The sequence below is a fragment of the Opitutaceae bacterium TAV5 genome (assembly GCA_000242935.3).
GTDB lineage: Bacteria > Verrucomicrobiota > Verrucomicrobiia > Opitutales > Opitutaceae > Geminisphaera.
On record CP007053.1, the window covers coordinates 1,822,211 to 1,848,607 of the forward strand.

The following is a 26,397-nucleotide window of genomic DNA, read 5'->3' on the forward strand; positions in this document are numbered from 1 at the left end:
GTTACGTGTTTCAGGCTTTCAGGAGCGCCTTGATTTCCTCGAAAAGTTCGGCGAGAACGGGGCGGGGCAGGTCTTTCAGGAATTGCATGCGTGCGTCCATGGGGCCGCTCAGGTGCTTCACGATGAAGGTGCGGTAGGCTTCGATCGGCACGCGAGCGGTGCGGCGGGATCGCCCGCTGGTGGCGAGGTCAATGATCACCAGCGAGCCGTCATCGATCTTGTTGAGCAGATGCCGGTGCGAGCAGCCCAGCCGGTCGGCGATCTCCCCGAGCATCAGCGTACTGCGGCCGGGGAAGTCGAGACTGGCAAAGAGTTGTAGCTGCTCGGCGGACATGGGATCAGGCCGCGTCCTTTCGCTGTTCCGGCAAGGCCGCCACGCGTCCGATCAGTGCGCGGGAGGAGCGGCGGCCGTTGAGCACATCGCTCAGGTGCTGGTAGCACACGCCGAGGCGGGGAGCCGCCGTCCGGTAACTCCATCCCCGGCGGCGCATGATTCGTTTGGCTTCTCTTGCGGTCATCATGAGTGTTTTTTCGCGTCGCTCGCGAACAGTTCGCGTGCGAACATCCAAAAAATCAGACATAGGATTTCAGACATGCAAGAAAAATCAGACGGTTTTCATACATTTATTTTGCGCACTGACAGACTTGCTGCGCGTCTCGGTGGGCTAGAGGAGGTGCCCGCGAAGATGGGAATCTCTCGGGCGATGCTTTACAGCTATCGAGGGGGGAGGAATCCGATTACCACGAAGGCATGGAAAAAGCTCTTTGAGGCGGAGCAACGGGCAGGGATTGTTGCTGAACGGGAGCCAGCCGTAACGTCTGATTATGTTCGAGGACGTATGAAATCGCCTGTGTCGATTCTTCCCTCTGCTGACTATGGCCTCCCTCCCCCGTCAATCACACGCGAGCAAATCGAATCCCGCGTGTCTGCTTATCTGGATGCTGCCGAGCGCGTCCCTGGCGGGCTGGGATTCGCATGGGGGCAAGTGTGTCTCCACTTGGATATTTCTCGCCTGTCAGCACTGGAAGTTCCTCCGGAGGACAAAAAATTTTAGGCTGACTGTTCGCGTGCGAACAGGCTAAGAATCCCGCCATGTCCCGCCGGAAAAAAAAACCGTCGCCCCTACAACCTTATCGCCCATGTGAGGACGACCCTGAGTTTCAGGCTCTGGATGAAACTCGACGCACTTATATCATCCATCTTCTCGACTGGGTGATGGACATGGATAAATCACCATCCCCATTCCAGCGCGCCCAGTACATTGCTGAGCACTACAAAACGACGGATGCCGGAGAGAAAAAACGACCTGGATTTTCCTACCAATCCATTTACCGGCACTATCGCCGATGGGTAAACAATGGGCGCAACTGGCGCGTGCTGGATAAATACCGGAGCCTTCGCCTCGGCGAAGCCCCGCCCGTCCAAAGCTACAACATCACAGCAAAATCAGCCCATGAGTTTTTCCGCCGTATGGGAACAACGCAGCGAGAATGGGAACGTAAGCACAACTTTGGCAAAAACACCGTTTCCGCTGCTATCACCGGCATAAGAAACAACAAGAAATGTCAGATGATTCTTGATACACTTTCGGAGGAAATGAGGGCTGAGCCCGGAGGATGGGAACAAACAATCTCCGCCATGAAGGAAGAGGCTGATGGCATGAGAAAGCAGTTGGCCGATTTTACCCGCCGATTGCAGTATATTGAGAAACGCGCCATCCCTTGGATGAATTTCTGTCGCACGGCATCGAGTCCCTCGTCGCTCCCATAATCCGCTTGAAACCGTCGTGATTCACGACACGTCATGTTTCCTATCATGAGAACGTTCCTCACACTTCTCCCCCTCGTCGGCCTCCTGCTGGGCGGCTGCGCGAATGGTGCCGGTCCACAGCCTCTCTACTCCTCTGCCTCGCCGAGGCCGCCGACGAAATCCGAACTGGAAGCCGAGAGGATGTATGCCGAAAACCGCGCCGCGACTGCGGCCCGCGTCGCCGAGCGTCAGGCCTTCCTGGCAAAACATAACGCAGAAATGGCCCAGGCCAGGGAAAGGATACTCAACGCTTCCGTGTCGAAGGAATGGGCGGCGGAAGCCGTGAAGAGCCGCGAGGCTTACATTGCCGCGCATCCCGAATTGTCCGACGACCTGCGCGAGCGCATCCGCAACGGGAAGCCCGCCGCCGGCATGGATTGGGAACTGCTCAAAGCCATCTTTCCCCGCATGGGCATCGTTACCGTGGCCGGCGCGATGGAAGACGGAAACCTCGTGTGCTACTACCACGACGGGAGCCTCGGCACGTATTACCATTTCAATGACTGGAAGCTGACGCGCTGGCGCTCGTGGGCGAACTGACCGCCCCCTGCATCGCCCTTGCAAGCCCGCTGCCAAGTCGCAGCGGGCTTTTTCGTGCCCGGATTTTCCGGCTTTCGTGAAATTTTCCGGGAATGGATGGAATGGACGGAATGGGGGGCTAACCGCTTTTCGGGGATCGGTGCATCATGGGGCCTTCCAACCGATGCCCGACACAACCGAAAATCCACTACAGCAAAAAACCGCCGCCGGTTCAAGCGCGGGTGTTGCGGTTCCGATCGTCCACGAGCCCAGCGCACTCACCCTGCGCCGCCGCCGCATCGAGCGCACGTTCCCCCGTCCCCTCGGCCTGCGCGTGCTCGCCGAGTACGAGCTCAAGTTTGCCGTGCTCTCGGACTTCCCGGTGCATGACGAGTTCGAGTACTTTTTTGTAAAGAAAGGCTTTGTCACCGACCTCGCGTCGGTCCCCCGCATCTTCTGGCGGATTCTTCCTCCCTTCGGCCGCTACACCCTCGCCGCCGTCGTCCACGACTGGCTCTACCGGCACCAGCATTTTTGCCCGCACAACAGCCGCTGGCCGCTCATCCCCCGCGTGCTGGCGGACCGCATCTTCCTGCGCGCCATGCGCGCCCTCGGCGTGGGCCTCGTGCCCCGCACCACCATCTACCTCGCGGTCCGCGCCTTCGGGTGGGTCGCGTGGAGAAAAAACCTCCGCAACCGTATCCGAATGTCAAGGACACCATGAAGACACTGATCCCGCTCGCCCTCCTCGCCGCCGCGCTGCTCGCCGCTCCCGGCTGCTCGCTGCTCAAGCACAACTCGCCGCAGGATGCGGCGACCACGATCCGCGTGACCTCCCCCGCCGGCGCTTCCTACGCCGTCACGATCGCCAAGGACACGCAATTTCAGAACCTCAGTCTGCGCTTCGGTGACATTGCCCTGGCCGCGGACTCGATCACCGGCAATGCCAGCGCGCCGCTCGCCGTGGCCGGCGAGAACAATGCCAAGGCTGGAGCCGCCCTCGGCGATACCGTGAAGGCCGCCGGAGCCGCCATCGGCGACGCCGCCGAAGGCGTGGCCACGGCCGTCAAGGAAGCCGTCGTCAAATAACCCGCACGTCACCCGCCCGCCCTCCCGCCGATGGATTTTCCCGCCTTCGTCACGCCGCTCTTCTTCGCGCAATTCGTCGCGTCCTCAGTCATCATGCTCTTCCTCTGGATGAAGCTGCGCAAGAGCGCCCGTGAGGAGGCCGGCGAAGTGGAGCCGCGGGCGAAGCCGCCCCTGCATGTGCAGTTCGTCACCCGCCGCGAGTTCGAGCTGTTTTCCGGCGAGGTGAAAGCCGCTCTGGTGAAAGTGTCCGACGACGGCGAGAAGCGGATAATCCGCATCTACGACAAGATGGATGAACAGACCCGGCACCTGACCGGTGTAATCACAAACGCACTACGCGATAAAAAATGAATCCCGTCCTCATCCGCAAAACCATCCTCATCGAGCTTGCCTCCGCGCCCGAGATGCTGACCGAGGGCTCGCTGCTGCTGCTCGTCAAGCAGCGCATCCCCGAGGTGACCAAGGCAGACCTCGTGCAGGAGCTCGTCTGGCTGCGCGATCACGGCTATGCCGACTACGTCGCCGACACCTGGGACCTTCAGGATCGCGACCTCAACGCCTGGAAAATCACCACCAACGGCAGGCTTTCCCTGAAATGATTTTTCCCGACCAGATTTGCTACGACGCCGGCACGCCAGCCGGAGACCGCATGACATTCTCGCTGCAACACCGCTCCGTGGTGCGTGCCCGTCGTAGCATCACCGTTACCGCTTCCCCGGCGTCCCGGGGCCGTAACCATGATAACCAGCCGGCCGGTTCCCCGGTGACACAGGGCGCACGCTGCCTGGCGTGCGAAAGCAATACGGGGGTTTTCCATTGTCCCCCCACGCTGCCGGCCGGCTGCAATCCTTTGACCCGGGGGGGCCTCGCCCGCCGATGAAAAAACCGCGTTCAGACTCCAAGCTCAAGTCGCTCCCGCAACACCAGCAGGAGACGCTTCGCCGCTGGCTGCTGGAGGAAAACGTGTCCTACGAGGACGCCCGTGAGCGCGTGCATATGGATTTCGGCGTGAAGGTATCGAAAGGCGCGATACAGAATTTTTACGCCACCTGCCGGAGTCTGGAGGAGCGCGACCATGCACGGGAGTTTGCCGAGGCCATCTGCGCCAGCGCGGAAGGCGACGGGGCGAACTTCGAGCAGGCCACCCTCCGGCTCGTCCGGGAAAAGGCGTTCATTCTCGCCCGCATGGAAGGCGCGGAGAGCATCAATGAACTCGCCACGCTGGCGAAAGTCCTGGGGGAATCCGCGAAGCTGGAAATCAAGAAACGCGAACTGGCGCTCAACCTGGAAAAATTCCGCCAGCAGGTGAAGAGCGACATCGAAAAGGGACTCGACGCCCTGCACGCGGAGATCAAGGGCAATGCCGAGGCCTTGCAGCTTTTCGAGCGATTCAAGGCGGCGGTCATGCGCAGCGCGGGAGGGGATGACTGATGGCCGATCGCGATCGTCATAAAAAATCCGCGCTCGCCCGGCTCGATGCGAAGGTCTCGCCGCAGGCCGTGCCCAACATGCCCCGCGTGGCGTCGTTCCACCAGTTCCTCGCCGAAGTCATGCGCGTGCGCATACAGAGCGGCGAGGCGGCGGGCACGTATGGCCCCTATACTTTCACGGGGCGCGCCGCGCTTGAGGAGATTGTCCATCTCGTAGATCACATTCTCGGCAGCAAGACCGGTGTGCCGCTCAAGGATGCGAAGCTGGCGCTGGCCGGCGGCGCGCAGTTCGGCAAGACCACGCTGGAGCTTGCCCTTTCCGCCTACGTCTCCGCGTGCCGTTTCCTCAACCCTATCGTTTACCTGCCCGATGACGGCCTCGCCGATGACATCGTGGATGCCAAGTTCCGGCCCGACGTGATCGACCAGATCGGCTGGTTCGCGCAGATGACGAAGATAGGCCGGGCCGTCAACGAGTCGGGCAAGGCCGTCAACACCAAGGGCGCGTTTCTCGTCACGGATGGCAAGCGCAAGGCGGTGGGCATGTTCCGCGGGCTGCAAAAACCGCCGACCTCGTTCACGGCCGACGTGGTGATCGAGGACGAGAAAGACGACATCAAGCCCGCGATGGCTAAATACGTCTCGGGCCGCATGACGGCATCCGCCACGCGCTTCCACCTGGAGATCGGCACGCAGCGCGTGCACGGGGCCGGGCAAAACAAGGTGTGGGCATCCGGCTCGCAGGGCGTCACCCTTGTCGCCACCGCCCTCACCTGGGACACATTCGACGCCGAAAGGTATGTAAAAACAGACTACGGACATCGCCATGTCCTGGAAGTGCCGCCCGGCTTCATCAATCCGGAGGAGTCGTGGCCGCAGATTTGCCGGTGCGCCGTCACCGGCACGCCGCGTCCGGACGATCCCGTGTTCGGGTGGGAGGGCGATTTCCGCCGCCCCGGCAGCGACGAGGTCGTCGCCACCTACGTGCCCGGCGGTCACTACTATTATGCGCATCCGGAGACGGGCGAGCCGCTGGATTGCGATCGCCCGCTCTGGCATCACCGCGTGCCGGGCAAGCTGCGCATGCAGCTTTTCACGTTCCGCGTGGCGCAGATCGGCACGCCGGCCATCGACCTGCAACAGATCGTGGCCCACTGGGTGCGCGCCGTGGGCGATGCGGAAGAGATGATCACCTTCCGGTGCGACCGCCAGGCGATGCCCAAGAGCGCATCGCAGGCGCTCTCGCCGGAAATCCTCGACCGCGCCCGCAAGGTCGATCCGTTCTACATGAGCGCCCGGCGCGAGGATGTGGCCCGTTATGCCGGACTGGATACAGGCGACCGCTGCTGGTTCCTCGCCCGCGAGGTCAAGAGCGCGGCGGACAAGCGCCTCATCCATGCCGCGCAGATCGCCGTTGCCGATGTGGTCTCCCGTGTGTCCATCCTGTGCGAGGTGATGGGCATCAGCACCCTCTTCATCGACGAGCGCCCCGCGGTCAGCGAGGCGCGCACGCTCGCCCTGCTGCTCAATGGCCTGTCGAACCTCGAAGCCGAAGCCTGGCCGCGCAACGTGGACTGGAAGAGCAAGGAGACGCATGTGGAATTTCCTTCCGGCCTGGTGTGGGATGGCCGCACGCAGCAATGGAGCGGCCTGCGCTGCGCCGTCGTCCGCTTCACCAAAAACCAGCTTGGCGCGGGCATCGATCAGGGCGCGGTGGAGTTTCTCGAAGGCGGTCTCACCAAGTTCGTGCCGATGATCGCCTGCAACCGGTTCGAGAGCATCGATCGCGTGGTGCGGGAGTTCCTGACCCCGACAGAGAACGTCGTGGAAGTGGTGAAGGGGCCGGACGGCAAGGCCAGCGTGCGGAAAGATCCTGCCATGCGTCTGCCCATCCAGACGCCGGGCGCGCCGGGCATCCTCGAAACCGTGTCATCGCATTTCCTCGCCGGCTCGCAACGCGAGAAAAACCAGAAGACCGGCGAGGTGGGCGATTACCTCGATGACATCGAAAACCATTTCCTGCTCGCCAACGCCTATTCGGGCCTCGCCGAGGCGATCGGCTCCGCTGCCCCCATCCTTCACCCCGGCACCTTCACCGTCGCCGACCTGCAAGCCGTGGTCCTGGGCAAGCCCAACGGCCCCGTTTTTTCCCGCCCGTACTGCCATTTCTAAAAATGCCGAAAAACGCGATTAAAGCCTTTTTGGGGCATCAACCCCCATATTTGAGCCCGGACATGCCTTGCAACGCGCTGCAATGCCGTTTGCAGCGGTCCTGCGCAGCGACCGCCAACCGCATTTCGGGCAACGTCGGCCGGCCGGCCGGGGAGGGCAGGGCATGAGCGCGCCGATCCTCGCCCGCCTTTCCGCTTCCCTGCGCCTTGTCGGCAAGGCCGGCCGTGCGCTTGTCTCGGGCAAGGTGGAGCAGGCCGTCACGCAGGCCACGACGCTCGACTTCCGGGCGGGCGGATTTTTCGCCAGCCGGCGCATGTCCCCGGCCGAAGCGCGCCTCGTCCTTGAGCAGGCGGCCGCCGGCAGCCTCGATGCGCAATGGGACCTGTTCGCGCTCATGGAGGACACCTGGCCGCGCCTGTCGAAAAATCTTTCCGAACTGCGCCGGGCCGCCTCCCGCGCAACCTATATCGTCAACCCCTGCGCCGAGCGCGGAAAGCCCGCCACGGCGAGCGCGAAGGAACGCTCGGCGCTGGTTGACCAGTCCCTGCGCCAGTGGTGGCCGAAGCCGGGCACCCTGGAACTCTCGTTCGAGGACACGCTGTTTCACGCGCTCGATGCCTACGGCAAGGGCACCTCCGCGCTGGAAATCCACTGGGGGCGCACGCCGGACGGCATCCTGCCGCGCTGCTCGCACGTCCTCGCCTCCCGCCGCTACGGCTGGAATGCGACCGGCACCGAACTGGGCCTGGTCACGCAGGACGGCACCGGCTGGCAACCCTTCCCGCCCGATCGCTTCCTCGTCGGCATCTGGCAGGCGCGTACCGGTGCGCCGGGTGCCACGGCCATCCTGCGCTGCCTCGTGCCGTACTGGGCCGGCATTACGTTCGGCTGGGAGTGGCTGCTCTCCAATGCGCAGATTTTCGGCGTGCCCTTCCGCTGGGCGACCTACGACAAGAACCAGCCGCATCTCGGCGCGCTCCTGCGCGACATGCTGGCGGCGATGGGCGCGAGCGGCTATGGCGCTTTCCCCGAGGGCACGAAACTGGAGTTCAAGGAAGCCGCGCAAAACGCCACCGGCAACCCGCAGGTGGTCGTCCAGGAGCTCGCGGACAAGGCGTGCGACCTGCTCATCCTCGGCCAGGAGCTCTCCGGCGCGGCGCAGAAAGCCGGCCTCGGCGGCGGCGCGGCCGGCCTGCAAGGCAGCGTGCGCGCCGACCGCCTGCAAGGCGCCGCGCAGTGGTGCGCGGACCTGCTCAATTACCAGCTTGTGCCCGCGATCCTGCGCGCCAACTGGGGCAATACCGACGAGCCGCCGGTGATCGTCGCCGATGTCGATGACGAGCCGGACCCGCTCAAGCTCGCGGAGCGCGACAAGGTGCTGCTCGATGCCGGCATCGAGCTTCCCCGCGCCTGGTTCTACGACCGCCACGGCATCCCCGTGCCGGTCGATGGCGAGGCCGTCATCGTCGGCCGCGCTCCCGTCGCCGCCGGCCCCGGCGTTCCCTCTGCCGCCCCGGGCGGGCAGTCCCGGCCGCCAGTCATGGCGAAGCAACTGCTGGCCGCCGACAGGGAGAGCGATGCCATCTACACCGCAGAAGCCGTGCGGGAGGCCGCGCCGGCCGTGCGCGGCGTCGTGGAGCCGATCCTGCGCCGCCTCGCCGCCATCTCCGACATCCCGGACGAGGCGGACCAGCGCGCCGCCCTCGCGCAATTCCGCGCCGCGCTCCCGGTGCTCGCCCGCGAGGCGCTGGCCCGCGTGCCCGCCGCCGCGCCGGCCTTCGAGCGCATCCTCGCCCCCGCCTTCCTTACCGGCTTCGCCGAAGCCGCCGCCGTCCGCTCCCTTTCGCAAACCGCAAACCGCAACCCGTAACCGGAAATGAAATACGCAATACTTGCCCGCGACACCTCGCCCGCGCCGATCCTCGCCCATTTCGACACGCCGCAAGCCCTGGGCGACATAACGGAAATCCCCGCCGAGATCATGATCTTCCCGGCCGGCACCCATACCATCAACGCCAGCCAGGACGGGGAGCCCGTGACAAAAACGGTTGCCATCGGCCCCGACACCGCGGCGGTGGTGAATGCCGCCCTGCAAGCGCACCTGCGCACGGAACGGAAACCGTATTTCGACTTCGACCACAACGACACCGTGGCCAGCGCCTGGCCGAAGTCCTGCCGGTGGGAAGCCGGCACCGGCGACAAGAAGCCCGGCGTTTATGCCGCCGTGGACTGGAGCGCATCCGGCTCCGCTGCCGTGATCGGCAAAGACTACCGGAGCTTTTCCCCCGCCTTCCACGTGGACGACTCCACGCCCGCCCGCGTCATCGGCGCGCCGCTCAACATGGGCGGCCTCGTCAACGCCCCCGCCTTTCACGCCCAGGCTCCGCTCTGGGCAAAAGACCGCCAACCCGAATCCGACACCACCATGACCGAAGAAGAAAAGAAAAAGGCCGCTGACGAAGCCGCCGCCAAAGCCGCCGAAGAGGCGAAGGAAAAAGAGTCCGAAGCCATCCTGGCCAAGGAACAAAACGCCGAGTTGCAGAAACGCCTGCAAACCCTCGAAGCCAAGGAAACCGCCCGCGTGAAAGCCGACGCCGCCGCCAAGGTCGACGCCGCCGTCGCACGCGGCGCGCTCCCCGCCAAGGATGAAGCCATCAAGGCCAAGTGGGTCGCGCTGATCGAGGCCGATCCCGCCAACGCCGCCTTGCTGGACGGTCTTCCGGGCAACGACATGACCCGCCTGGTCACGGATGCCGGCGGTCACATCACCGCCAAGGCCGGCCCCGTCGAAGTGCTCAAGGGCTACCATGCCGCGAAGGCTGCGCTGGATCGCTCCGCGATCTACGCGAAAGACATCGCGCCGCTGTTCAAGCCCGGCTTCTCGCTCGGCCCGATCCTCGCCGCGCATGACCTCGGCACCCTTGCGCCCGAACTCGTGACGCAGCGCAGCCTCTCGTTCCTCAAGCTCTCCTATCCGTTTCTCGGCGCTATCACGACGAACTTTTCGAGCGAGAACGCCGCCTTCGAGCAGACGATCAAGACGCGCCTTCGCGGCCCGCTCGTCGCCAATAGCTACACTACGGCAAACGGCTACGGGAACAACAATGCCAACACGCAGGATGTCGACATCACCATCGACCAGCACATCGGCGTGCCGCTGACTTTCAACGTCAACGAACTGGCGAGCACGGCCCGAGACTTGTTCGGCGAGCAGTCCGAGAGCGCCCACTACGCGATCGGCACCGCAGTGATCAATCATCTGTTCTCGCTGATCACGGCGGCCAACTTCGCCAAGTCCACCGCGTCCAAACTCTCCCTGTTCACCCGCCGCGCCGTCTCCGGCATGGCGAAGGAAATGAACAAGGACAAGGTGCACCCCGCCGGGCGCTTCCTCCTGCTTAACCCCGATTTTTTCGAGCAACTGGGCGGCGACGCCACGCTGGTGCAGCTTGCCGCGTACCAGAAGCCCGAATACATCACGGAATACCGCCTGCCGCCCGTGGCCGGCTTCACGCCTTACGAGGCGGTCAGCCTGCCGGTCGCGGCCAGCCTGGCCGGATTCGCCGGCACCTCCGAATCGCTCGCCCTCGCCACCCGCGTGCCGAGCGATTACACGAAGGCCCTGCCCGGCGCGAGCAACGGCGTGGTTTCCACGGTCATCAATCCCGATACCAATATCGCCGTGCAGCTCGTGCAGTACGTGAACCACGACCTTGCCACGGCCACCGCCCGCATCGCCCTGATGTTCGGCGGCGCAGTCGGCAATCCCGCCACCGGCCGCCGCCTCACACAGACCGCCGAGGCCTGATCGCAACCCGACCGCCTCGCATCATGCAGTGGATCACGCTCACCGCCGCCGACCTGAACGACTACCTGCTCGCCAAGCAAATGGAGGCCTTGCGCACCAAGGCCCTTGCCGCGGGGCAGGCAGACCCGTTCGGGCCGGTGGCGGTGGACGTAGTCAACAAGGTGCGCTCCTACATCGCCAGCAACACGGCCAACCGCGTGTCAGCCACGCCGCTGGCCATCCCTCCCGAACTCAAGATCGACACCTGCTATCTGATCATCGCGCCCATGCTGGGCCGCCTCGGTATCGATCTGACCAAAGACCAAAGCGAGGCAGTCGCCCGCGCCTACAGCACCCTCATCGGCCTGCGCGATAAAAAGCTCCTCGTCTCCATGCCCGACGATCCCGTCGAGCCCGATGTGCAGCCCGAAAGCGCCCCCGGATTCTGGGGCTCCGACGAAAAAATTCCTCTTTGATGCCTGATGCCAAACGCAAAACCACGAGCCACGAGCCACGAGCCACGAGCCACGAGCCACGAGCCACGAGCCACGAGCCACGAGCCACGAGCCAATCGTATCCGCAAAAACATGACAGTCAAGATAAAAGTCTCACAATCGGCTCGCTCTTCGCGGGCATCGGCGGCTTCGATCTCGGCTTCGAGCGCGCCGGCTGGCGCACGGCCTGGCAGGTCGAAATCAACCCGCTCAACCGGGCTGTGCTTGCTCACCGATTTCCCCATGCCGCCCGCTTTGAGGATGTGCGTGCAGTCGGCGCGCAGGAACTTTGCAAGGTCGATTGCATCACGGCCGGCTTCCCCTGCCAGGACATCTCCACTTGCGGTTATAACCGGAAAGACAAATCCGCTGTCGGCCTTGCCGGTAAACGCTCCGGGCTCTTCTTCGAAGTGGTTCGTATCCTCCGGGAAATTCAACCCGCTTGGGTGGTCCTGGAAAACGTCGCTGCGCTGCTCCATTCCAACGATTGCGCAGACATTCAGGAAGTCATCCGGAACCTTGCCGAGTGCGGGTATGTGGGATTCTGGCGCGTGCTTGACGCTCAATATTTCGGAAGCGCCTCGCGCCGTCGTCGCATCTTCCTGGTCGCAGGTCTTGGACGCTACCCCTCAATCGAGTTGCTGGCTGATGCCGCACCAGTGGAGGCAGTACCTAGCGCGATTGCGCCGGTCGAAGGCTCACGGCTCGCGGATGCATGGCCTGGGTATACTCTACAGGCCTGCAACACGCCGGCCCGTATTACTCTGGGCGGCCAGCTTCTCGTCGCTGAGGAAAACGGATGGCATTCGATGGTTGAGCGGGGGCGAATGTCTGATGACGCAGGGCTTTGCCAGGGACTGGATGCGGCCAACCTTGCGGAAATTTTCGGTGCCGGAAACGCCGTCTGCCCGCATGTCGCCGAGTGGATCGCCCGGCACCTCTCGAAAAGCTGAAACGCCAAAATAGTATCCATCATGCTGATACACGAGCCCATGACCTTTGATGAAGCGATCGACGCTCTCGCCGTCCGCTCGCTCCTGCCCACCACGGGCCGGACGGCCGACATGCGCCAGTTCGACAGCGGCATCAAGCAGCATGCGCTCTGGTCGGCCACGCTCACCAGCATCAACACACTCCAGCAGATCGGGGCCGGCGTGGACGCGATCCTGCGCGGCGAGAGCGACATCGCCACCGAAATGCTCGCCGTCAAACAGAGCCTCGAAGCCGAAGGCTACAAGGCCCCGGAAGGCAAGCAGGGCACCATGCTGGACCTCACCAGCATCATCCGCCGCCAGACGATCATCGAGACGCAAGTCAACATGGCCCGCGGCGCGGGCTGGCACGAACAGGGCATGGAGCCCGAAGTATTGGAGGCCTACCCGGCGCAGGAGCTCTTCCGGAGCGCCACGCCCAAGGGCGGGCCGGAGGCCGAGCGCGACTGGGGCGCCCGCTGGATCAAGGCCGGCGGCCCGCCCGCGAAGGGCGGCCGCATGATCGCGCTCAAGACCGACCCCGTGTGGGAAAACCTCGGCAACCCCGAACTGTTTCCCGATGGCCTCGGCAACCGCTGGGCACCCTTCGCCATCCACTCCAACATGGACCTGCGCGACAGCGACCGCACGGAAGCCATCGCCCTCGGTCTCATGAAAATCGATACGCCGGTAACGCCGCTGCGCAACGGCTTCGCGCAAGACCTCAAGGCCAAGCCGGCCGTCCGCGAACAATGGCTGCACGAGGCGATCGAGGACAGCGGCCTCGCCTCGTTCGATGCGGTCAGCGTCCTGCATTTTTCCGGAAAGGAGGCGGCAGCATGAGTACCGGCATGGCGATCGCCTTTGACCGCGACGAAGTGTCGCCCCTGCTCGCCGCCCTCGGCGACGACATCCGCGCCAACAACCTGTCGATGGTCATGGGCCGCGGCGTCGGCAACCTTACCCGCCAGTGGCTCTTCGACCTCAACAACGAGCGGCACCGGCACGGCCGCGTGCCTTACTACCAGCAGGCGGCGCGCAGCGTCACCGTCAACAAGACGGATTTCGGCGCGGCCATCTCTGCCACACAAACGGGGATACGCCTGCGCCGGTTCGGCTCGGGCGGCCTGCCCGGCGGCGTCGTCAAGCCCCGGCCCGGAAAAAAATACCTGACGCTCCCCGACGAAGACCAGCCGGAAGCGCACGGCCTGCGCGCCCGCGAGTTCAATGACCTGAAATTTTCCATCGTCATGGACAAAAACGGCGCGCTCCGCCCGGCCCTCGTCCGCCGCGCATCGACCGCCATCCGGTTTGTCCGCCGCAAGCAAAAGGACGGCTCCATCAAGACGACGGTCAAGGCGAAGGAACTGCGCGACGGCGAAGTCATGTTCTGGCTGGTGCGCCAGACCCGCCACCGGCCCGATCCTTCCATCCTGCCGCCCGGCCCGATGGTCACCGAAACCGCCGTGCAGGCCGCCCTGCGCCGCGTCGCCGAAATCCGCGCCGAGCGCGCCGCCAAAGCCACACCAGACAACCCGTAACCATGCCCTACATCGCCACACTCGACATCATGCAGGCCGTCAAGGCTTCCCTTGCCACGCTGCGCATCGATCCCGCCGATCCCGAGAGCGCCCCGCTGTTCGAGACGATCGACATGCACATCAACAAAAAGCTCAAGGAGGCGCTGAAAAACCTGCTCATCCTTGACCAGCGCGTGTGCCTGATCGTGCCCGGCGGCGAGAATTACGAGAACATCAAGGAAGGTCGGACGATCCGTAGCGAAAAAGATATTACGTTCGACTTGCTCATCGCCGACCGCGACTGGGCGGAGAAAGGCCACGACGCCACCTTCGGCGGGCCGGAAAACATCGGCATCCTCCGCATGGCCGACCGCGTGGTCGAACACTTCCTGGAGACGCCGCAACTCGGCATGCCTTACGTCTGCATCGTGCCCACGGCCATGCGCCCGATCGACGTGCCGGCCGACGACGTGAAAGACAGCCCCGGCCGCGAGTGCTATGTCATCAATTACGAGTCCCCGGCCGGCTCCGCCATCCTCACCCCCACCGTGCCTTGGTCCGCCCCTTCCCCCCGTCCCTACGTCGCCCCGAGCCCCATCCACTGACAGTCTCACCCGTCATCCGTAACACATAAACCAATACACCTATGCAGACAGAACGCACCATCATCGGAGCCCATAGTTATATCGTGCCGGTCGGCACGCCCTTCACGCTCCCCGCGCCCGGCGGCCAGGCATCCCGCATCCGGAAGCCCGGCCCCGACGATCCCGCCGCCTGGTTCGATACCGGCGTGGCCGACTGGACCATCACCAACACCGGCACAACCGTCGATTTCAACGCCCCGGCCCCCGGCATGCGCGTACTCTACGACAAGATCACCACGAAGACCGGCATCAAGTTCAAGGGGAAGCTCATGGAGTTGAGCAACATCGTCTGGCAGATGCTCCTCAGCACACAGACCCTGCCGGCCAGCCCGGAGGAGGGAGGCCAGTACAACCCGCTCTCCGGCGAGGCCATCGTCCGCACCTGGATGAAGCTGGAGCAATACAACCAGCGCAACCAGCGCATCAATGTCCTGGACGTGTTTGTCGCCATGAACATCCCCGGTGATGTGGCCTTCGGGGAAAACCCCGTGGACGTGGATGTGGAGGCCGACGTGCTCTATTCCCCGCTCAACACGGGAAAACTGGAATAAAAACCGGCCTCCGGCGTCCGGAGGCCAGTAACCGGAAAACCAATACACCCGATGATTTTCACCGACGATTTCACCGAAGAACCGGCGCTGCCGATTGGCGCATCGCCCTTCGGCCCGCCCACCGACCAGCCCGCGCAGCCGATCGCCGCTTCGCCTTTCGGCCCGCCCACCAACCAGCCCGCCCTTCCCATCGGCGGGCAACCCACCGAACCGCCCGCCATCCCGCTCATGTCCTCCACCTTCAAGCCCGCCTTCGTCGGCCTCTCCGGCATCGGCTCCCTCTCCACCATCCAGGCGACCATTGCCGATGCCGGCACCGTCCTGCAAGGCGTCGTCAATGACGAACTCAAAAGCTACCGCGTGCGCTCCGGCACGGACGAGGAAGCCCATCCCGGCATCGTCCATCCCGCCAACTTCGACGCGGACGAAAACCCCGTCGTCTTTGTGATGATCTGATCACGTCATGAAAAAATCACTACTCATCCTCTCCGGCCTCCTGGCTCTTTGGCCTCCGGTCTCTGTCTTCGGCCAGAGCGGCCCGGTGACCAAAAATCCGAACACGGATGAAATCCGCGAAGACCTCACGTTCGGCCCCGGGCGCACGCTCACGATCGCCTCCGGCGGCCTGATCGTGGGCGCGGAAAATGCCATCCGTTTCGAGGGCGGCGTTTTCCTGTCCTCAGAGCAGGCAATGCCGACTGTGCCGCCGTCCGCTCCTCCCGTCGTGATGATGCGCGCCGAATCCGGCACGCTGGCCTTCCTCTCGGACCTGTCCGGCTATGTGCCGACATCTCGCACGATTAGCGCGAGCGGTCTCGCCACCGGCGGCGGCAACCTGACGGCAAACCGGACCATCACAGTCCCCGCTGCCTCGACCGCCGAGGCGACGGCCGGCACAGTCACCAACCGGGCCATGACGCCGGCCTCGACCCGCGCCGCCATCGATGACCGGCCGCAGTACGCCATTTTCATCATCCCGATCGGTCCCGGATTTTTCGACTTCGAACTAAAAGCGAGCCTTTCGAATTTTGGCGAACACGCGCCGTTTACCGACCTGTATCTGTATTATCACTCGCCCGACCCGTCGCGGACGATCATCACAAGCCAGACCGGTCCCGTCCCGACCGTTTACTTTACTGACACGGGCTGGACGGACAAGCGGCGCTGGCGCAAGCAGAGCACGGACCAAAGCATTTGGGCGATGCGCTCCAATAGCGGCGCGGTCATTCCCGCCGTCGTCGTCGTCGTGCCGGTCGATGCCACGATCAGGCCGACCAACGCCGGCCTCATCTGGTCGTATCAGCGCATCACCGCCACGGATTACGAACAGGTCTGGTATCCCATCGTCCCCACCTGGAGCACCGTCTCGCCTACCCCGTGACACCTTTCCCGATACGTCGGGATTTCACACCAAACACCAACCGTAAATCATCATGAGAAAATCCATCCTCATCCTCTCGGCTCTCGCTTTCGGCGCGGGCCTCGCCGTCGCCTCGCCCACCAGCGATGCCGTCTCCCTCCAGACCGGAGCCAGCGTCATCAGCACTGACTGGAATACCAAGATCGCCGCCGCCAAGGCCGTAAAAGATAGCGCTGCCGTCGTCACGCTCACCGCGCAGCGCAAGGCCGCAATCGCGGAATATAACGCCCTCCATGCGGAGGCAGTTGCCGCCCTCATCAACGACAGCATTGACGAGATCGTCCTGGATAACCCGGGGGCGGCCACCTGGCTCATCAAGCGCCACCTCTCCGACAAAAACACCGTTGACGGCGTAGTCGCCAGGGTGTTCGCCGACGATGCCGGGGACCGTGCCCTGGCGGCAAAACTCCTCACGATCAGCAATGGCAGCCAGGCGTATTTCTACCACCAGTACTATGCCTCCGCCGACGAACTCCGCGCTCTGGCCGGTTCGCCGAGCAGCGGCATTGCCTCCGCTGTCGGCAAGCGCGCCCGTGACCTCGGCCTCCTGGACGAAATTGTTCCGGACTATTACAAGCGCTGCCTCGGTCTCGGGCTGGTTCACAAAGGCTACGATGCCTGGTTCAACAAGCGCGTTCGTGCCACCTGGGCGACCGACCGCGCCGCGGCCCTGAAACTCCTGGAAGAAGAACAGGCCGGCATCGGTACGGTGTCCAACCAGACGCCCGCCACCAAGGCCCGCATTGACCAGCTGCGCGAGCTCTCCGCCCGCTTCGCCGAGATCATCGCCCGCGGCTGATAATCACCTCACACGGAGGCGCGCAGGCGCGGGATGATCCCGGCCAGCGCCGCGGTCCGCGCCCCCGCGCCTCCGTGTGAGACAAAACCCGATACACCGCATGAACACCTTGACACACATCCTCGGCGTCGCCGTCCTGGTCGTCGCTGCCTTGCTTGTCTCCGCCGCGCTTCGTGCCGACGAGTTTGACGATATTCTCGGACCGGACCCGGCTGTCCTCTCCTACGCGGAAGATGACCTCGATGTCCCCTGGACGCCGCCGCCTCCCTACGTGCTGCCGCCCGCGCTCGGCCCGGCCATTGCGCCGGCATTGCAGGACCTGCCCCTGCCTCCCGGCTTCACGGCGCTGCAATTCGACCAGATGCGCACGGCGTTGACGGTCGCCCTGTCGCGCCAGACCGTGCTCACGTCCACCGGGCTGGTCGTCCTTTGCCCTCCCGTGCTCGGCGACCCGCTGAAATCGCTTGAGTCCTGGCTGCGCATCGCCCGCGCCGCCGACATCACGGAGTTGCCCACGTATGCCAGCGGCACGCCCGCCTGGGTCCGCTGGCGGCAACTCTCGGCGTCCCCGCTGACCACCGAGGCCGACTGGATCGGCTTTTACCGGTCCCTCCGGTCGTAACCGAAAACACACTACAACACTCCCTTTTCACATGACTATTGCCAAAGCCAAGCCCCTCCACCTCATCTTCGGCGGCGAGGAAATCACCGCCCGCTTCATCGACGGCAACCAGGTGACGGCCCGCGTGCGCGCCATGCCCGTCCGCTACATGCCGGCCGTCCTCAAGCTCTGCACCGACGAGACCGCGCTCCTGGAGTTCGTCTGCCAGGTGCCCGACACCGACGACGCGGAGGGCCAAAACCGGCCCTTCCCCGGATGGCAGCCCGTGCCGCCCGGCTGGGCCGACAACCTCACGGACGAAAGCCACGAAGAGCTTTACGAGGCCGCGAAGCGGCTAAATTTTACGAGGGCGGCGAAGTGGGCCGAGAGGCAGATCGCCGCCAAACAGTTCCAGACGCCGCTGATCCTGAGGGCGGACGAACAACTGATGCCGCTGGTGCAGCGCATGGCGGACTTGCTGCTCTCGTCACTGGCGCGATCCGGGTTACAGGCCAGCCCTGGGATGTCATCCTCGACACCTGGAACCTCGGCCAGTTGATCCTCCTCCAGCGCGAGACCGACCGCGCCGAGGCCCGCGCCGCGCTCGCCAACCTGCAAAACCTCATCGTGGCGATCCCGGCCGCGCTCGACAACAGCAGCGGCGTGAAGGGCAACTACACGAAGCGCGAAAAAAAGCTGCTCGCCCGCTGCAACGGCCTCGCCGCCACCGGCGACGACAAGCCCGCCCGCCGCTGGAGCGTATCCAAAACCAAAACACCCAAGCGCCGCCCGTCGGCGTAACCTGAATGCCCGAACAAGACACAGTCTCCATCCTCCTGGACGTAAAATCCCGGCTCGAAGAACTCGACAAGACCGTCCGGTCGATGGGCAACCTGCGCGACCAGACGAAGAACGCGAAGGATGAAGCGCAGGGGCTGGCCGCGCTCTTCAAGCAAGGCCTGGCGATCGACGTGGCCCGCCGCGGCATGGACCTGCTCACCGGCTCCCTCCGGCAATTCGTCGCCGGCTCCTTCCAGATGGCCGGGCAGGTCAAGGATCAGTCCGAAGCGCTGGGCCTCTCCACCGAAGCCTACCAGGTGCTCGGCGAAGTGATCCGCGATGTGGGCGGTGACCAGGCGAAGCTGGTGGAAATGGTTGCCACGAACAACCGCAGCCTGATCGAGGCGCGGACCGGCGCGGGCAACGCCGCGCAAGCCTACCGCGAACTCGGGCTGAGCGCCTCGGAACTGGAAGGGCTGACAGTGGAGCGTCGGTTCGAGGCCATCGGCAAGGCCGTGCTCAACGCCTCCGACCAGACAAAAGCCTTTGGCGCGGCCGGTCATCTGGTCGGCACGCGGCAACTGCCCGTGCTGCTCAACATGCTCAAGCAGCTTGGCGGCGAGGGCTACGACAACCTCGCCGGGCAGATCGGAGACGCCGGGCGTATCATGAGCGACGATACAATCGCCCGCCTGGACAAGGCGCAGAAGGCGATCGAAAAGCTCAAGCAGCAGGCGACGATCGCGGTCGGCGAGGCTATCGGCGATGTCATGGGCGACAGCGACCCTTCGGGCGCGAAAGACATCGTCAGCGGCGCGGGCAAGGCCTGGCAATGGGTCGTGGCCAGCGCCCGCAACGATGCCGAGTTTATCGGGAAAACGATGGCCGCTGCGAGCGAACTCTGGAAGGGGTTTACGACGCCCGGCTCGCTCGACCAGTCGCTGACAAATACCCGGCTCGCCTGGAACGCGCCGGAAGAAGCGCGCCTCCAGGCATGGAAGGATGCGACCGCCCGCGAGCAACAGCGCAAGGACGCCGAAGCCGCCGCCGAGGCACAACGCAAGCGCGATGCCGAATCCGCCGCGGAAAAGGCGAAGCAAATCGAGGACACCCTCTCTGCCGAGACGGAGATCAACAAGGTGTTGCTGGATCGTGCGACGCTCCAGAATGACCCCAACCAGAGCCCGGAACAAAAACGGCCGGCCCTTCTCAAATCGCTGCAAGAAGAAATCGCCCTGCGCGATCGCCTGATCGAATTGACGAAAGCGGCTCCGGACGACGGAAAGCCGCCACAGGTGCGAGCCCTCGCCATCGCTCAACTCGAAGCGCAGGCCGCCGCGGCGAGGAACCAGCAAAAAGCCCTTCAGGATGCGGCGGCAGATTTCTCCCGCCTGGAAAAACAGCGCGACGCGGAGGTCGATCTTGCGCGAGTGATCGCGCAACGAAAGGAAATCGAATCCGCGCCGGACTTGACTGCCGAGGAAAAGCGGGCGGCGCTCATCAAGTCATTGGAGCGGGAGTTGGAATTGCGGGCGGAAATCCTCCTGCATACCAGAAACAAACCGCTGGAAAATGTAGATGGGGCGCAGGCAGCGCGTGACAAAACAGTCGATGCGCTGACGGCCGAAATCAATACGCTCCGAAACCAGCTTGCCGCGCAGAAAGGTAATGCCGCTTACGATACGCGCCAGCGCGGGCTCGGCGAGCGGGCGCTCGGCACGGAAGACCCGCTCGTCAACAAAAACTACGTGGAGACCGGCGACGGCCTGGGCACGGGCATGATGGAGTGGGCGGAAGGCCTCGGCTCCCGCGGCGAACAGCTTGCGGACACGATGCGCGGCACGCTCGGCTCGGCCGTATCCGAAATCTCTGACGGCATATGGGGCTGGCTGGAAGGCACGTCCTCCTTTGGCGACGCCCTGATCAACCTCGGCGATATTTTTGCGAAATCGCTCATCCAGACCATCGTGCAGATGGGCGTGCAGTGGCTGGTGCAGCAGGCGGTGATCGAGGGCGGCATTTTGTCCATCAGCGGCATCATGTCGCTGTTCCGCAAAAAGGACGCGGCGGAAACGGTCGCCACGGAAGGCGCGAAGACGCCGCTCCTCGCCACCAACGCCGGCCTCGCCTCGGTGGGCAGTTTCGGCGTGGCGGCGGCGCTCGGCCTGGCGGCCTTGCTGGCCGTGCTGGCGGTCTTCTCCGGCATGCGCGAACAGGGCGGGCCGGTGACGGCGGGCCGCGCCTACGTCGTCGGCGAAAAACGCCCCGAGGTGTTTGTCCCGAACCAGAGCGGCACGATCCTGCCGAGCGTGGACGCGCTGGAAGGCTTGTCACTGCCGGCCGGCGACCAGCCCTCCGCGCTGGCGGGAAATGTCGCCGTGGCCGGCGGCGAGGCCGGCGGCCTGGCGGCGATCGCCCGGCAAATGGCCGCCAGCAACCGCCCGCAAAAACCCTCCCGCACGATCGTCGTGGACGAGCGCCGCCTCGCCGAGCGGCTGCGCGACGACCCGGACTTCAAGAGCGTTGTCCAGGACATCATCACCGGCGATCCCGGGGCCTTCGGCATCAACTCCTGATTTTTCCGTCATGCCTTTTCCCACCCTCCTCCTTGCCGACCGTCAGGTCACGCTCCTGCCCATCGTGCCCAATGTGGCCGAAGCCGAATCGCTGCGCATGCGGTATGCCTTCACGACGGACATCGAGACGGGGGAGACGGGCAGGGAAACGCGCCGGCCGCGCTGGGAAGAGATGCGCCTGGAGCAGGTGCTCTCGTATCTGCCCGGCAAGGACGATGCGGCGGCCTTGCGGGCCTGCCTGGCCACGATCGGCGACGGCCTCGTCGGCGTGCCGCTCTGGCAGGACAACCTGCCCACCCGCGACTGGGCCGACCGCATCCACGACACGGCCAACGTCATCCGCCTGGATACCGGAGCCGTGATCCCGGCCGGGGCCGTCGCCGGGCTCCCCCCGCTCACCCCCTGCGCCCCGCTGCTGGTCGGGCGCATCGCGCAGCGGCCCGAGATCGACGCGATCGGCTACGAGGCCGGCAGCGTAGCCGAAATCACGATACGCGAGGATTCCCCGGAGGCGCTGCGCGTGCGGATCAACGCGCAGGAGGCCTCCACGGCGGCCTGGCCCGCGGCGATCGCCCCGGCGTGGACGCGGGTCATCGACCGGAGCGAGGACGGGCTTTCCTTTTCCTCGATCGGCGCGGGGCGCGAACAGGCCGTGGACGGGCAGGAGCGCGCCCCGCGGTGGGGGCAGGAGGCGGATTTCCTGCTGCACACCCGCGAGCAAATCCGCGAGTTCCTGGCGTTTTTTCTGGCCGTGCGCGGGCGGCTCTCGTCGTTCTCCATGCCGTGGTGGTTTCGCCCCGGCCCGAACACGCCGGAGACGCCGCACAACGCCACCGTGCGCCTCGCCTCCGACAAGATCGAGACGGGCGCGCTGGCCGGCCACATCGTCAAGCTCACCCTCGGCTTCTGGCAACTGCCCTGGGAGATGCCCGGGGTGGCGCAGGACGCCCCCGCGGCGCAGCCGGCGGTGGCGTATTTTTACCGCTTCACGCTGGATGCGCCCGGCGCGCCCGTGGAATGGCGCTACACGGATTTTGCGCGCCCGCTCCACGTAGTGGAGACGACAGGACAGCAGGCCGTCGCCTACTATCCGTCGAAGATCGAGCATAACCAGGTCTCGCAGGGTCACATGCTGGATGACGACCCGGTAAAAATCACGGCGGCCCCGGGCGAGGGCCACCCCTTCCTGCTCGTCATCGGGCGGGAGATAGACGTGCCGCTCCTGGTGGAAATCCGCACCGGCACGCCCGACGCGCCCGACACCGCCCGCCTCATCTATGCCGGCGAGATCGAGGACGTGAGGCAGCAGGGCCGCAAGATGACGGCCAGCACGAGCATTTTTGGCGGGCGGCTGGACCTGAAAGCGCCGTCGCCGGCGTTTGCGCCGATGTGCGCGAACGAGTTTTGCGACGCCGCTTGCAGCCTCGCCCTCGCCAACTGGACCGTGACCGCCACTCTCTACAGCTACAACGCCGCCGCCGCCGAGCTCACCGTCACCGTAACGAACAACCCGACCGGCAAGGCCCTGGCGGCGGATTTTTTCGCGGGCGGCTGGATCAGGACGGGGGAGGGCGCGTCCCTCCAGCTCCGGATGATCGTGCGGAGCGCGCCGGTGAGCGGCAACCGCCAGAGGCTCACGCTCAAGCGCGCCCTGCGCGCCGCCGTCAACGGGGCCGCGTGCTCGCTGGCCCCCACCTGTCCGGGCACGCCGGAAGCCTGCAAGGCCTACGGCAACTACCCCAATTTTTTCGGACATCCCCACATGAGCTACAAAAACCTGTCCGTGCCCCAGCGCTCCACCAGCAGCGAGGGCGGAAAAAAATAGTATCCCGAATATCATGACACCGTGGTTCCAGAAAAAAGAACGGCAGGATGCGCTCGAAGCCGCCGCCGATGCCTGGGCGGGGACGCCCTTCGTCGCCCACTCTGCCACCCGAGGCCCGCAAGGCGGCGTGGACTGCGTGCACCTGGCGCACGAGCTCATGGCCGGCGCGGGCGCGATGGAGCGCGCCACCCTGCCGCCCGACTACTCGCTGGACCACGCGCACCACAGCACCTCGACCATGCTGCTGCGCTGGATACTCGACTGCCCGCAACTGGCGGGCCGCGTGGCGATGATCCCGCCGCAAGGGCGCATCCTGCCGGGCGACCTCTACGGGCTGCGCAGCGGCCGCGTCGACCACCACCTGGCGATCGCGCTGCGCGACGGGCAGATCGTCCATGCCGTGGCCGGCCGGGGCGTCCTCATCCACGGAGCCAGCGACCGCAAGTTTCAGGAGCGCATCCTTTACGTGCTGCGTATCTTCGAGCCGGATACCGTGATCGACGCGGGGGGCGGGCAATGAGCTTCCTCTTCGGCGGCGGCAACAACACGGCGAGCGCAGCGCCCAAGATCGGGGGGCTGGACAACAGCAACCTGTCCAGCAACGAGCAGGCCGTGCCCGTGCCGTGGTGCAGCGGCGAGGGAATCTTCCCGCTCACCTGGGTAGTGCCGGAGGTTTACAACCTGGTCACGGTCAAGGAACGCAAGAAGGTCTCCAAAAAGAAGGTGACGGTGGGCATCAACTATTACGGGGACGTGGCGGGCATCGCCTGCCTCGGCCTCATCGACCGCGTGACGATGATCGAGAGTGGCGACAAGGTGATATGGGAGGGAGACGAGGCGCGCAGCGACGTGCCGGGGCATCGCAACTACTGGCGCGCCGCGATCGCGACCGATATCGGCACCTTTTACGTTTACTGGGGGCGTCCTGACCAGCCGGTGGACGACATCGTGCTCGCCTCGCTGGGCGCGAAGGACCCGGCGCTGGCGCATCCGGCCTACCGCCGGCAAGCGCTGGTCGTAGTGAAGCGGTACTACTTCGGGCTGGACTCGACCACCGTCCCCAACACGCGCATCCGGCTGCACCGGGCCCCGCGCCCGGCAGTCGGCAACTTCCCCCCCATGATCGCGGCATCCGACCAGGCCACCCGCGACAAGGCCGCGAAACAGGGCGAATCCATCGTCGCCGCCATCCTGGAACTGCTGACCGACGGTGTCTTCGGCGCGGGGCTCCCCGCCAGGCACTTCGTCGCGGCCGAGTGGGAGGCGCTGTCGGCGGCCGTCGCGCAAAAGGCCGGCCTGCACTCGCCATTCATCGACCGGACGCGCAAGGTCCGCGATGCGGTCAAGGATTACCTCTCTTATTTTGACGGCTACATCCGGATCGATAACGGCGTGTTGCGCCCCGGCATGTTCCCGCACGACGGGCAGGTTCCGGGCCTGGCCGCGGAACTCACCGAGCACGACTACGAGAGCAAGCCGTCCACGACATCGACCGCGCCGTCGCGGGCAGTGAACGAAGTCCAGGTCTCGTATCGGGACAGTGACGACAGGCTGAAGACGCGGGTCGCCAACGCCAGCGCGGCGGACAGCGTGCAGGCGCGGCGTGCGCACGAGCCGCGGCGCGTGGACATGCCGGGCATCATCGACGGGGCGCAGGCCGCCAGCTATGCGGCGCGGGCGGCGGCGGTCGCCTCCGAAGGCACATTTACCGGCAGCGTCGATTTGCGCCGCGCCACGGCCGGCAACGGCGATCCGCTGAAGCCGGGCGACATCGTGCGCTTCGTTTACTCGCCCTTCGCCATCGATCGCATCGTGCGCATCACGGGCCGGTCGGACCCGTGGCGCGGTCCCGCCTCGATCGACTTCGAGGCCGAACACGGGCTGTTCGCCGCCCTCCCGCCCGCCAAGGTGGAGCCCCGCCCGCAACCCGGCGATCGTATCCCGTATCCGATTACAAAGGCCCGCGTCTATGAACTGCCCGAGGGGTTGCTCGCCAACGCGGAAGGTTCCCTGTCCGGCATCGCCGTGGCGTTTCTCGCCATGCGGCCGCGGTCGTATTACGAGGACATGCCGGCCATGACGGGGCTGGACGTGATCGCCTTCGACGTGTGGGACAGCGCCACGGGCGCGAGCTATGATCCGCTCGGCGAGTCGCAACGGGGATGGGCTGTCCGCGCCACGCTCTCTGCCGCCCTGCCCGGCGATGACACGGACGCGGCGGTGCAGATCGCGATCGATCCCGACAACATCGACCAGGACCGCATCACGGAACAGAGCGCCGCCGCGCAGGCCAATGACACGCTCCTGCTCATCATCGGCGAGGAGGTCATGAGCGTGGGCGCGATCAACGCGGCCGGACTCAACTGGACTTTGCCCGGCTGTCTGCGCGCCCGCCTGGACAGCGCCGCCGAGGCGCACGCGGCGGGCAAGGTGGCATGGCTGGTCTATGCCGATGACGTGACGCCGCTCTCGCACAAGCAATGGACGCCGGACACGGACCGGCGCTTCAAACTCCAGCCGCGCACGGCCAGCGATGTGCTGGAGCTCTCGCAGGCTCCCGTGTTCGTTTACCATTTCAAACCCGCCACGGCCGCCGCGCCGGTGGCGGTGACGCTGGAGCCGGTGCCGGCGGCGGCGGCGGTGGGCGACATGCTCACTGTGTCGGGCGAGGCGACGGCCCCGAGCGGCAACCTGGCGACCGTCGCGGCGGTCTGGATGCGGCTCGGCGAGGGCGATGCGCCGGCCGGCGAGCAGACGCTCTCGATGGTGGTGTGCTCCGGCGCGCAAAAGAGTGTCTGCCCCGTGGCGACGATGGCCGTGATGATGGCTCCCGGCCGCTACCGTGCCGAGATACGCGCCGTCAACGCTGCGGGCGCGACGACCAAGGCGACAAGCGGCGTGGTGGTCGTGGGGGCGGCGGTGGTGCCGGAAGAGCCCGAGAAGCAAGTCCCGACGATCGCGGCGCAGATACTGGAGCCGGAGACTTTGACGCTCAACGGAGCGGGTAATCTGCACCTGACCGTGTTGCCGGTGCAGTCGCATGGTCGGAGGCATCTGATTAGTTGGTGTGTGACGTTGGGGCTGTTCATCAACGCGGAGAGCGAGGTGCGGGTGGTTCTTGAACTGGCGGTCGCCCGCGCGGGTGGCTGGCCGCCGGGGGAATCGTCGTCGATGGACCTAGGGAAGGTCAGGCTGCGGCGGACCTATACGGAGGAGCATACCTTCTCCGGGACGATGCTCTATGATCCCCCGGCGGACCTGACGCAGTATGTGCTCGTCATCCGGGGCGAAAGTCCGACCGGTGCGTTTTATGCCAGGGCTCGCTCTCTGTTGGTCCAAGACATGCCAGGGAGCTAGCACCGCGTGCAGGCGGCCTGCGCAGCGCCTGCAAGGGCCTTTCACGGCCGGC

General features: G+C 65.2%; 28 protein-coding genes. 26 read left to right on the forward strand and 2 right to left on the reverse strand.

Features of this window, described 5'->3' with window-relative positions:
• Nucleotides 1-10 precede the first annotated feature (10 nt).
• Both OPIT5_08255 and OPIT5_08260 read right to left on the reverse strand, forming a co-directional pair.
• The gene (locus OPIT5_08255; protein ID AHF94205.1) at nucleotides 11-334 is read right to left on the reverse strand and encodes a hypothetical protein; all 324 of its coding nucleotides are present in this window, start codon (nucleotides 332-334) and stop codon (nucleotides 11-13) included.
• A gap of 4 nt (nucleotides 335-338) precedes the next feature.
• Nucleotides 339-491 (reverse strand): hypothetical protein, encoded by a 153-nt coding sequence (locus tag OPIT5_08260; GenBank protein ID AHF90206.1) that lies wholly within the window; start codon nucleotides 489-491, stop codon nucleotides 339-341.
• Nucleotides 492-1,471: 980 nt separating this feature from the next.
• Here OPIT5_08260 and OPIT5_08265 point away from each other — a divergent pair.
• The 26 genes from OPIT5_08265 to OPIT5_08390 all read left to right on the forward strand — a co-directional run bounded on the left by OPIT5_08265 (nucleotide 1,472) and on the right by OPIT5_08390 (nucleotide 26,345).
• Nucleotides 1,472-1,771 carry a hypothetical protein gene (locus OPIT5_08265; protein ID AHF94206.1) on the forward strand — a complete coding sequence of 100 codons (300 nt, stop codon included), beginning with the start codon at nucleotides 1,472-1,474 and terminating at the stop codon, nucleotides 1,769-1,771.
• A gap of 33 nt (nucleotides 1,772-1,804) precedes the next feature.
• The gene (locus OPIT5_08270) at nucleotides 1,805-2,350 is read left to right on the forward strand and encodes a hypothetical protein (GenBank protein ID AHF94207.1); all 546 of its coding nucleotides are present in this window, start codon (nucleotides 1,805-1,807) and stop codon (nucleotides 2,348-2,350) included.
• Between the two features lie 163 nt (nucleotides 2,351-2,513).
• A complete protein-coding gene (locus OPIT5_08275) occupies nucleotides 2,514-3,053 on the forward strand; it encodes a hypothetical protein (protein ID AHF90207.1) in 540 nt (179 codons plus the stop codon).
• A complete protein-coding gene (locus tag OPIT5_08280) occupies nucleotides 3,050-3,418 on the forward strand; it encodes a hypothetical protein (GenBank protein AHF90208.1) in 369 nt (122 codons plus the stop codon). Before OPIT5_08275 ends, OPIT5_08280 begins: the two co-directional genes overlap by 4 nt.
• A gap of 30 nt (nucleotides 3,419-3,448) precedes the next feature.
• Complete coding sequence (locus OPIT5_08285; GenBank protein AHF94208.1) at nucleotides 3,449-3,769, forward strand: hypothetical protein; 321 nt, start codon at nucleotides 3,449-3,451, stop codon at nucleotides 3,767-3,769.
• Entirely contained in the window at nucleotides 3,766-4,017 is a 252-nt protein-coding gene (locus OPIT5_08290; protein ID AHF94209.1) for a hypothetical protein, read from the forward strand. The genes OPIT5_08285 and OPIT5_08290 overlap by 4 nt, the downstream gene beginning before the upstream one ends.
• Before the next feature lie 277 nt (nucleotides 4,018-4,294).
• The gene (locus OPIT5_08295; GenBank protein ID AHF94210.1) at nucleotides 4,295-4,849 is read left to right on the forward strand and encodes a hypothetical protein; all 555 of its coding nucleotides are present in this window, start codon (nucleotides 4,295-4,297) and stop codon (nucleotides 4,847-4,849) included.
• On the forward strand, nucleotides 4,849-7,020 hold the full coding sequence (locus tag OPIT5_08300; protein AHF94211.1) for a hypothetical protein: 2,172 nt from the start codon (nucleotides 4,849-4,851) through the stop codon (nucleotides 7,018-7,020). Before OPIT5_08295 ends, OPIT5_08300 begins: the two co-directional genes overlap by 1 nt.
• An 82-nt stretch (nucleotides 7,021-7,102) precedes the next feature.
• Nucleotides 7,103-8,890, forward strand: a complete 1,788-nt coding sequence (locus tag OPIT5_08305) for a hypothetical protein (GenBank protein AHF94212.1) — start codon at nucleotides 7,103-7,105, stop codon at nucleotides 8,888-8,890.
• A 6-nt stretch (nucleotides 8,891-8,896) separates the two neighbouring features.
• Nucleotides 8,897-10,828: a hypothetical protein gene (locus tag OPIT5_08310; protein ID AHF94213.1), complete on the forward strand. Its 1,932-nt coding sequence runs from the start codon at nucleotides 8,897-8,899 to the stop codon at nucleotides 10,826-10,828.
• A gap of 23 nt (nucleotides 10,829-10,851) precedes the next feature.
• On the forward strand, nucleotides 10,852-11,283 hold the full coding sequence (locus OPIT5_08315; GenBank protein AHF94214.1) for a hypothetical protein: 432 nt from the start codon (nucleotides 10,852-10,854) through the stop codon (nucleotides 11,281-11,283).
• 239 nt (nucleotides 11,284-11,522) lie between these two features.
• Nucleotides 11,523-12,254: a DNA methyltransferase gene (locus OPIT5_08320; GenBank protein AHF90209.1), complete on the forward strand. Its 732-nt coding sequence runs from the start codon at nucleotides 11,523-11,525 to the stop codon at nucleotides 12,252-12,254.
• A 39-nt stretch (nucleotides 12,255-12,293) separates the two neighbouring features.
• Nucleotides 12,294-13,115, forward strand: a complete 822-nt coding sequence (locus tag OPIT5_08325; protein ID AHF90210.1) for a hypothetical protein — start codon at nucleotides 12,294-12,296, stop codon at nucleotides 13,113-13,115.
• Nucleotides 13,112-13,813: a hypothetical protein gene (locus OPIT5_08330; protein AHF94215.1), complete on the forward strand. Its 702-nt coding sequence runs from the start codon at nucleotides 13,112-13,114 to the stop codon at nucleotides 13,811-13,813. Before OPIT5_08325 ends, OPIT5_08330 begins: the two co-directional genes overlap by 4 nt.
• Nucleotides 13,814-13,815: 2 nt before the next feature.
• Nucleotides 13,816-14,397 carry a hypothetical protein gene (locus OPIT5_08335; protein AHF94216.1) on the forward strand — a complete coding sequence of 194 codons (582 nt, stop codon included), beginning with the start codon at nucleotides 13,816-13,818 and terminating at the stop codon, nucleotides 14,395-14,397.
• 41 nt (nucleotides 14,398-14,438) lie between these two features.
• The gene (locus tag OPIT5_08340) at nucleotides 14,439-14,987 is read left to right on the forward strand and encodes a hypothetical protein (GenBank protein AHF94217.1); all 549 of its coding nucleotides are present in this window, start codon (nucleotides 14,439-14,441) and stop codon (nucleotides 14,985-14,987) included.
• A gap of 51 nt (nucleotides 14,988-15,038) precedes the next feature.
• Entirely contained in the window at nucleotides 15,039-15,443 is a 405-nt protein-coding gene (locus tag OPIT5_08345; GenBank protein AHF94218.1) for a hypothetical protein, read from the forward strand.
• Between the two features lie 7 nt (nucleotides 15,444-15,450).
• Nucleotides 15,451-16,368, forward strand: coding sequence for a hypothetical protein (locus tag OPIT5_08350; GenBank protein AHF90211.1), 918 nt, complete (start codon nucleotides 15,451-15,453; stop codon nucleotides 16,366-16,368).
• A gap of 52 nt (nucleotides 16,369-16,420) precedes the next feature.
• Nucleotides 16,421-17,206 carry a hypothetical protein gene (locus OPIT5_08355; GenBank protein ID AHF90212.1) on the forward strand — a complete coding sequence of 262 codons (786 nt, stop codon included), beginning with the start codon at nucleotides 16,421-16,423 and terminating at the stop codon, nucleotides 17,204-17,206.
• A gap of 100 nt (nucleotides 17,207-17,306) precedes the next feature.
• Complete coding sequence (locus OPIT5_08360; protein AHF90213.1) at nucleotides 17,307-17,828, forward strand: hypothetical protein; 522 nt, start codon at nucleotides 17,307-17,309, stop codon at nucleotides 17,826-17,828.
• Between the two features lie 31 nt (nucleotides 17,829-17,859).
• Complete coding sequence (locus OPIT5_08365; GenBank protein ID AHF94219.1) at nucleotides 17,860-18,366, forward strand: hypothetical protein; 507 nt, start codon at nucleotides 17,860-17,862, stop codon at nucleotides 18,364-18,366.
• Nucleotides 18,363-18,608, forward strand: a complete 246-nt coding sequence (locus OPIT5_08370) for a hypothetical protein (protein ID AHF94220.1) — start codon at nucleotides 18,363-18,365, stop codon at nucleotides 18,606-18,608. Before OPIT5_08365 ends, OPIT5_08370 begins: the two co-directional genes overlap by 4 nt.
• Nucleotides 18,609-18,613: 5 nt before the next feature.
• Nucleotides 18,614-21,163, forward strand: coding sequence for a hypothetical protein (locus OPIT5_08375; protein AHF94221.1), 2,550 nt, complete (start codon nucleotides 18,614-18,616; stop codon nucleotides 21,161-21,163).
• Between the two features lie 10 nt (nucleotides 21,164-21,173).
• Nucleotides 21,174-22,988, forward strand: coding sequence for a hypothetical protein (locus tag OPIT5_08380; GenBank protein ID AHF94222.1), 1,815 nt, complete (start codon nucleotides 21,174-21,176; stop codon nucleotides 22,986-22,988).
• Nucleotides 22,989-23,001: 13 nt separating this feature from the next.
• A complete protein-coding gene (locus OPIT5_08385) occupies nucleotides 23,002-23,508 on the forward strand; it encodes a hypothetical protein (protein AHF90214.1) in 507 nt (168 codons plus the stop codon).
• Complete coding sequence (locus OPIT5_08390; protein AHF94223.1) at nucleotides 23,505-26,345, forward strand: hypothetical protein; 2,841 nt, start codon at nucleotides 23,505-23,507, stop codon at nucleotides 26,343-26,345. The genes OPIT5_08385 and OPIT5_08390 overlap by 4 nt, the downstream gene beginning before the upstream one ends.
• The last annotated feature ends 52 nt before the right edge of the window (nucleotides 26,346-26,397 follow it).

What these genes read in the sequence shown, in the direction of transcription:
- OPIT5_08280 (AHF90208.1), top strand. Translation starts at nt 3,050, where the DNA reads ATGAAGACACTGATCCCGCTCGCCCTCCTCGCCGCCGCGCTGCTCGCC.
- OPIT5_08390 (AHF94223.1), top strand. Translation starts at nt 23,505, where the DNA reads ATGAGCTTCCTCTTCGGCGGCGGCAACAACACGGCGAGCGCAGCGCCC.
- OPIT5_08290 (AHF94209.1), top strand. Translation starts at nt 3,766, where the DNA reads ATGAATCCCGTCCTCATCCGCAAAACCATCCTCATCGAGCTTGCCTCC.
- OPIT5_08310 (AHF94213.1), top strand. Translation starts at nt 8,897, where the DNA reads ATGAAATACGCAATACTTGCCCGCGACACCTCGCCCGCGCCGATCCTC.
- OPIT5_08255 (AHF94205.1), bottom strand. Translation starts at nt 334, where the DNA reads ATGTCCGCCGAGCAGCTACAACTCTTTGCCAGTCTCGACTTCCCCGGC.
- OPIT5_08365 (AHF94219.1), top strand. Translation starts at nt 17,860, where the DNA reads ATGACTATTGCCAAAGCCAAGCCCCTCCACCTCATCTTCGGCGGCGAG.
- OPIT5_08315 (AHF94214.1), top strand. Translation starts at nt 10,852, where the DNA reads ATGCAGTGGATCACGCTCACCGCCGCCGACCTGAACGACTACCTGCTC.
- OPIT5_08275 (AHF90207.1), top strand. Translation starts at nt 2,514, where the DNA reads ATGCCCGACACAACCGAAAATCCACTACAGCAAAAAACCGCCGCCGGT.
- OPIT5_08385 (AHF90214.1), top strand. Translation starts at nt 23,002, where the DNA reads ATGACACCGTGGTTCCAGAAAAAAGAACGGCAGGATGCGCTCGAAGCC.
- OPIT5_08335 (AHF94216.1), top strand. Translation starts at nt 13,816, where the DNA reads ATGCCCTACATCGCCACACTCGACATCATGCAGGCCGTCAAGGCTTCC.
- OPIT5_08345 (AHF94218.1), top strand. Translation starts at nt 15,039, where the DNA reads ATGATTTTCACCGACGATTTCACCGAAGAACCGGCGCTGCCGATTGGC.
- OPIT5_08380 (AHF94222.1), top strand. Translation starts at nt 21,174, where the DNA reads ATGCCTTTTCCCACCCTCCTCCTTGCCGACCGTCAGGTCACGCTCCTG.
- OPIT5_08260 (AHF90206.1), bottom strand. Translation starts at nt 491, where the DNA reads ATGCGCCGCCGGGGATGGAGTTACCGGACGGCGGCTCCCCGCCTCGGC.
- OPIT5_08375 (AHF94221.1), top strand. Translation starts at nt 18,614, where the DNA reads ATGCCCGAACAAGACACAGTCTCCATCCTCCTGGACGTAAAATCCCGG.
- OPIT5_08325 (AHF90210.1), top strand. Translation starts at nt 12,294, where the DNA reads ATGACCTTTGATGAAGCGATCGACGCTCTCGCCGTCCGCTCGCTCCTG.
- OPIT5_08295 (AHF94210.1), top strand. Translation starts at nt 4,295, where the DNA reads ATGAAAAAACCGCGTTCAGACTCCAAGCTCAAGTCGCTCCCGCAACAC.
- OPIT5_08305 (AHF94212.1), top strand. Translation starts at nt 7,103, where the DNA reads ATGCCGTTTGCAGCGGTCCTGCGCAGCGACCGCCAACCGCATTTCGGG.
- OPIT5_08360 (AHF90213.1), top strand. Translation starts at nt 17,307, where the DNA reads ATGAACACCTTGACACACATCCTCGGCGTCGCCGTCCTGGTCGTCGCT.
- OPIT5_08340 (AHF94217.1), top strand. Translation starts at nt 14,439, where the DNA reads ATGCAGACAGAACGCACCATCATCGGAGCCCATAGTTATATCGTGCCG.
- OPIT5_08285 (AHF94208.1), top strand. Translation starts at nt 3,449, where the DNA reads ATGGATTTTCCCGCCTTCGTCACGCCGCTCTTCTTCGCGCAATTCGTC.
- OPIT5_08300 (AHF94211.1), top strand. Translation starts at nt 4,849, where the DNA reads ATGGCCGATCGCGATCGTCATAAAAAATCCGCGCTCGCCCGGCTCGAT.
- OPIT5_08270 (AHF94207.1), top strand. Translation starts at nt 1,805, where the DNA reads ATGTTTCCTATCATGAGAACGTTCCTCACACTTCTCCCCCTCGTCGGC.
- OPIT5_08355 (AHF90212.1), top strand. Translation starts at nt 16,421, where the DNA reads ATGAGAAAATCCATCCTCATCCTCTCGGCTCTCGCTTTCGGCGCGGGC.
- OPIT5_08350 (AHF90211.1), top strand. Translation starts at nt 15,451, where the DNA reads ATGAAAAAATCACTACTCATCCTCTCCGGCCTCCTGGCTCTTTGGCCT.
- OPIT5_08265 (AHF94206.1), top strand. Translation starts at nt 1,472, where the DNA reads ATGGGAACAACGCAGCGAGAATGGGAACGTAAGCACAACTTTGGCAAA.
- OPIT5_08330 (AHF94215.1), top strand. Translation starts at nt 13,112, where the DNA reads ATGAGTACCGGCATGGCGATCGCCTTTGACCGCGACGAAGTGTCGCCC.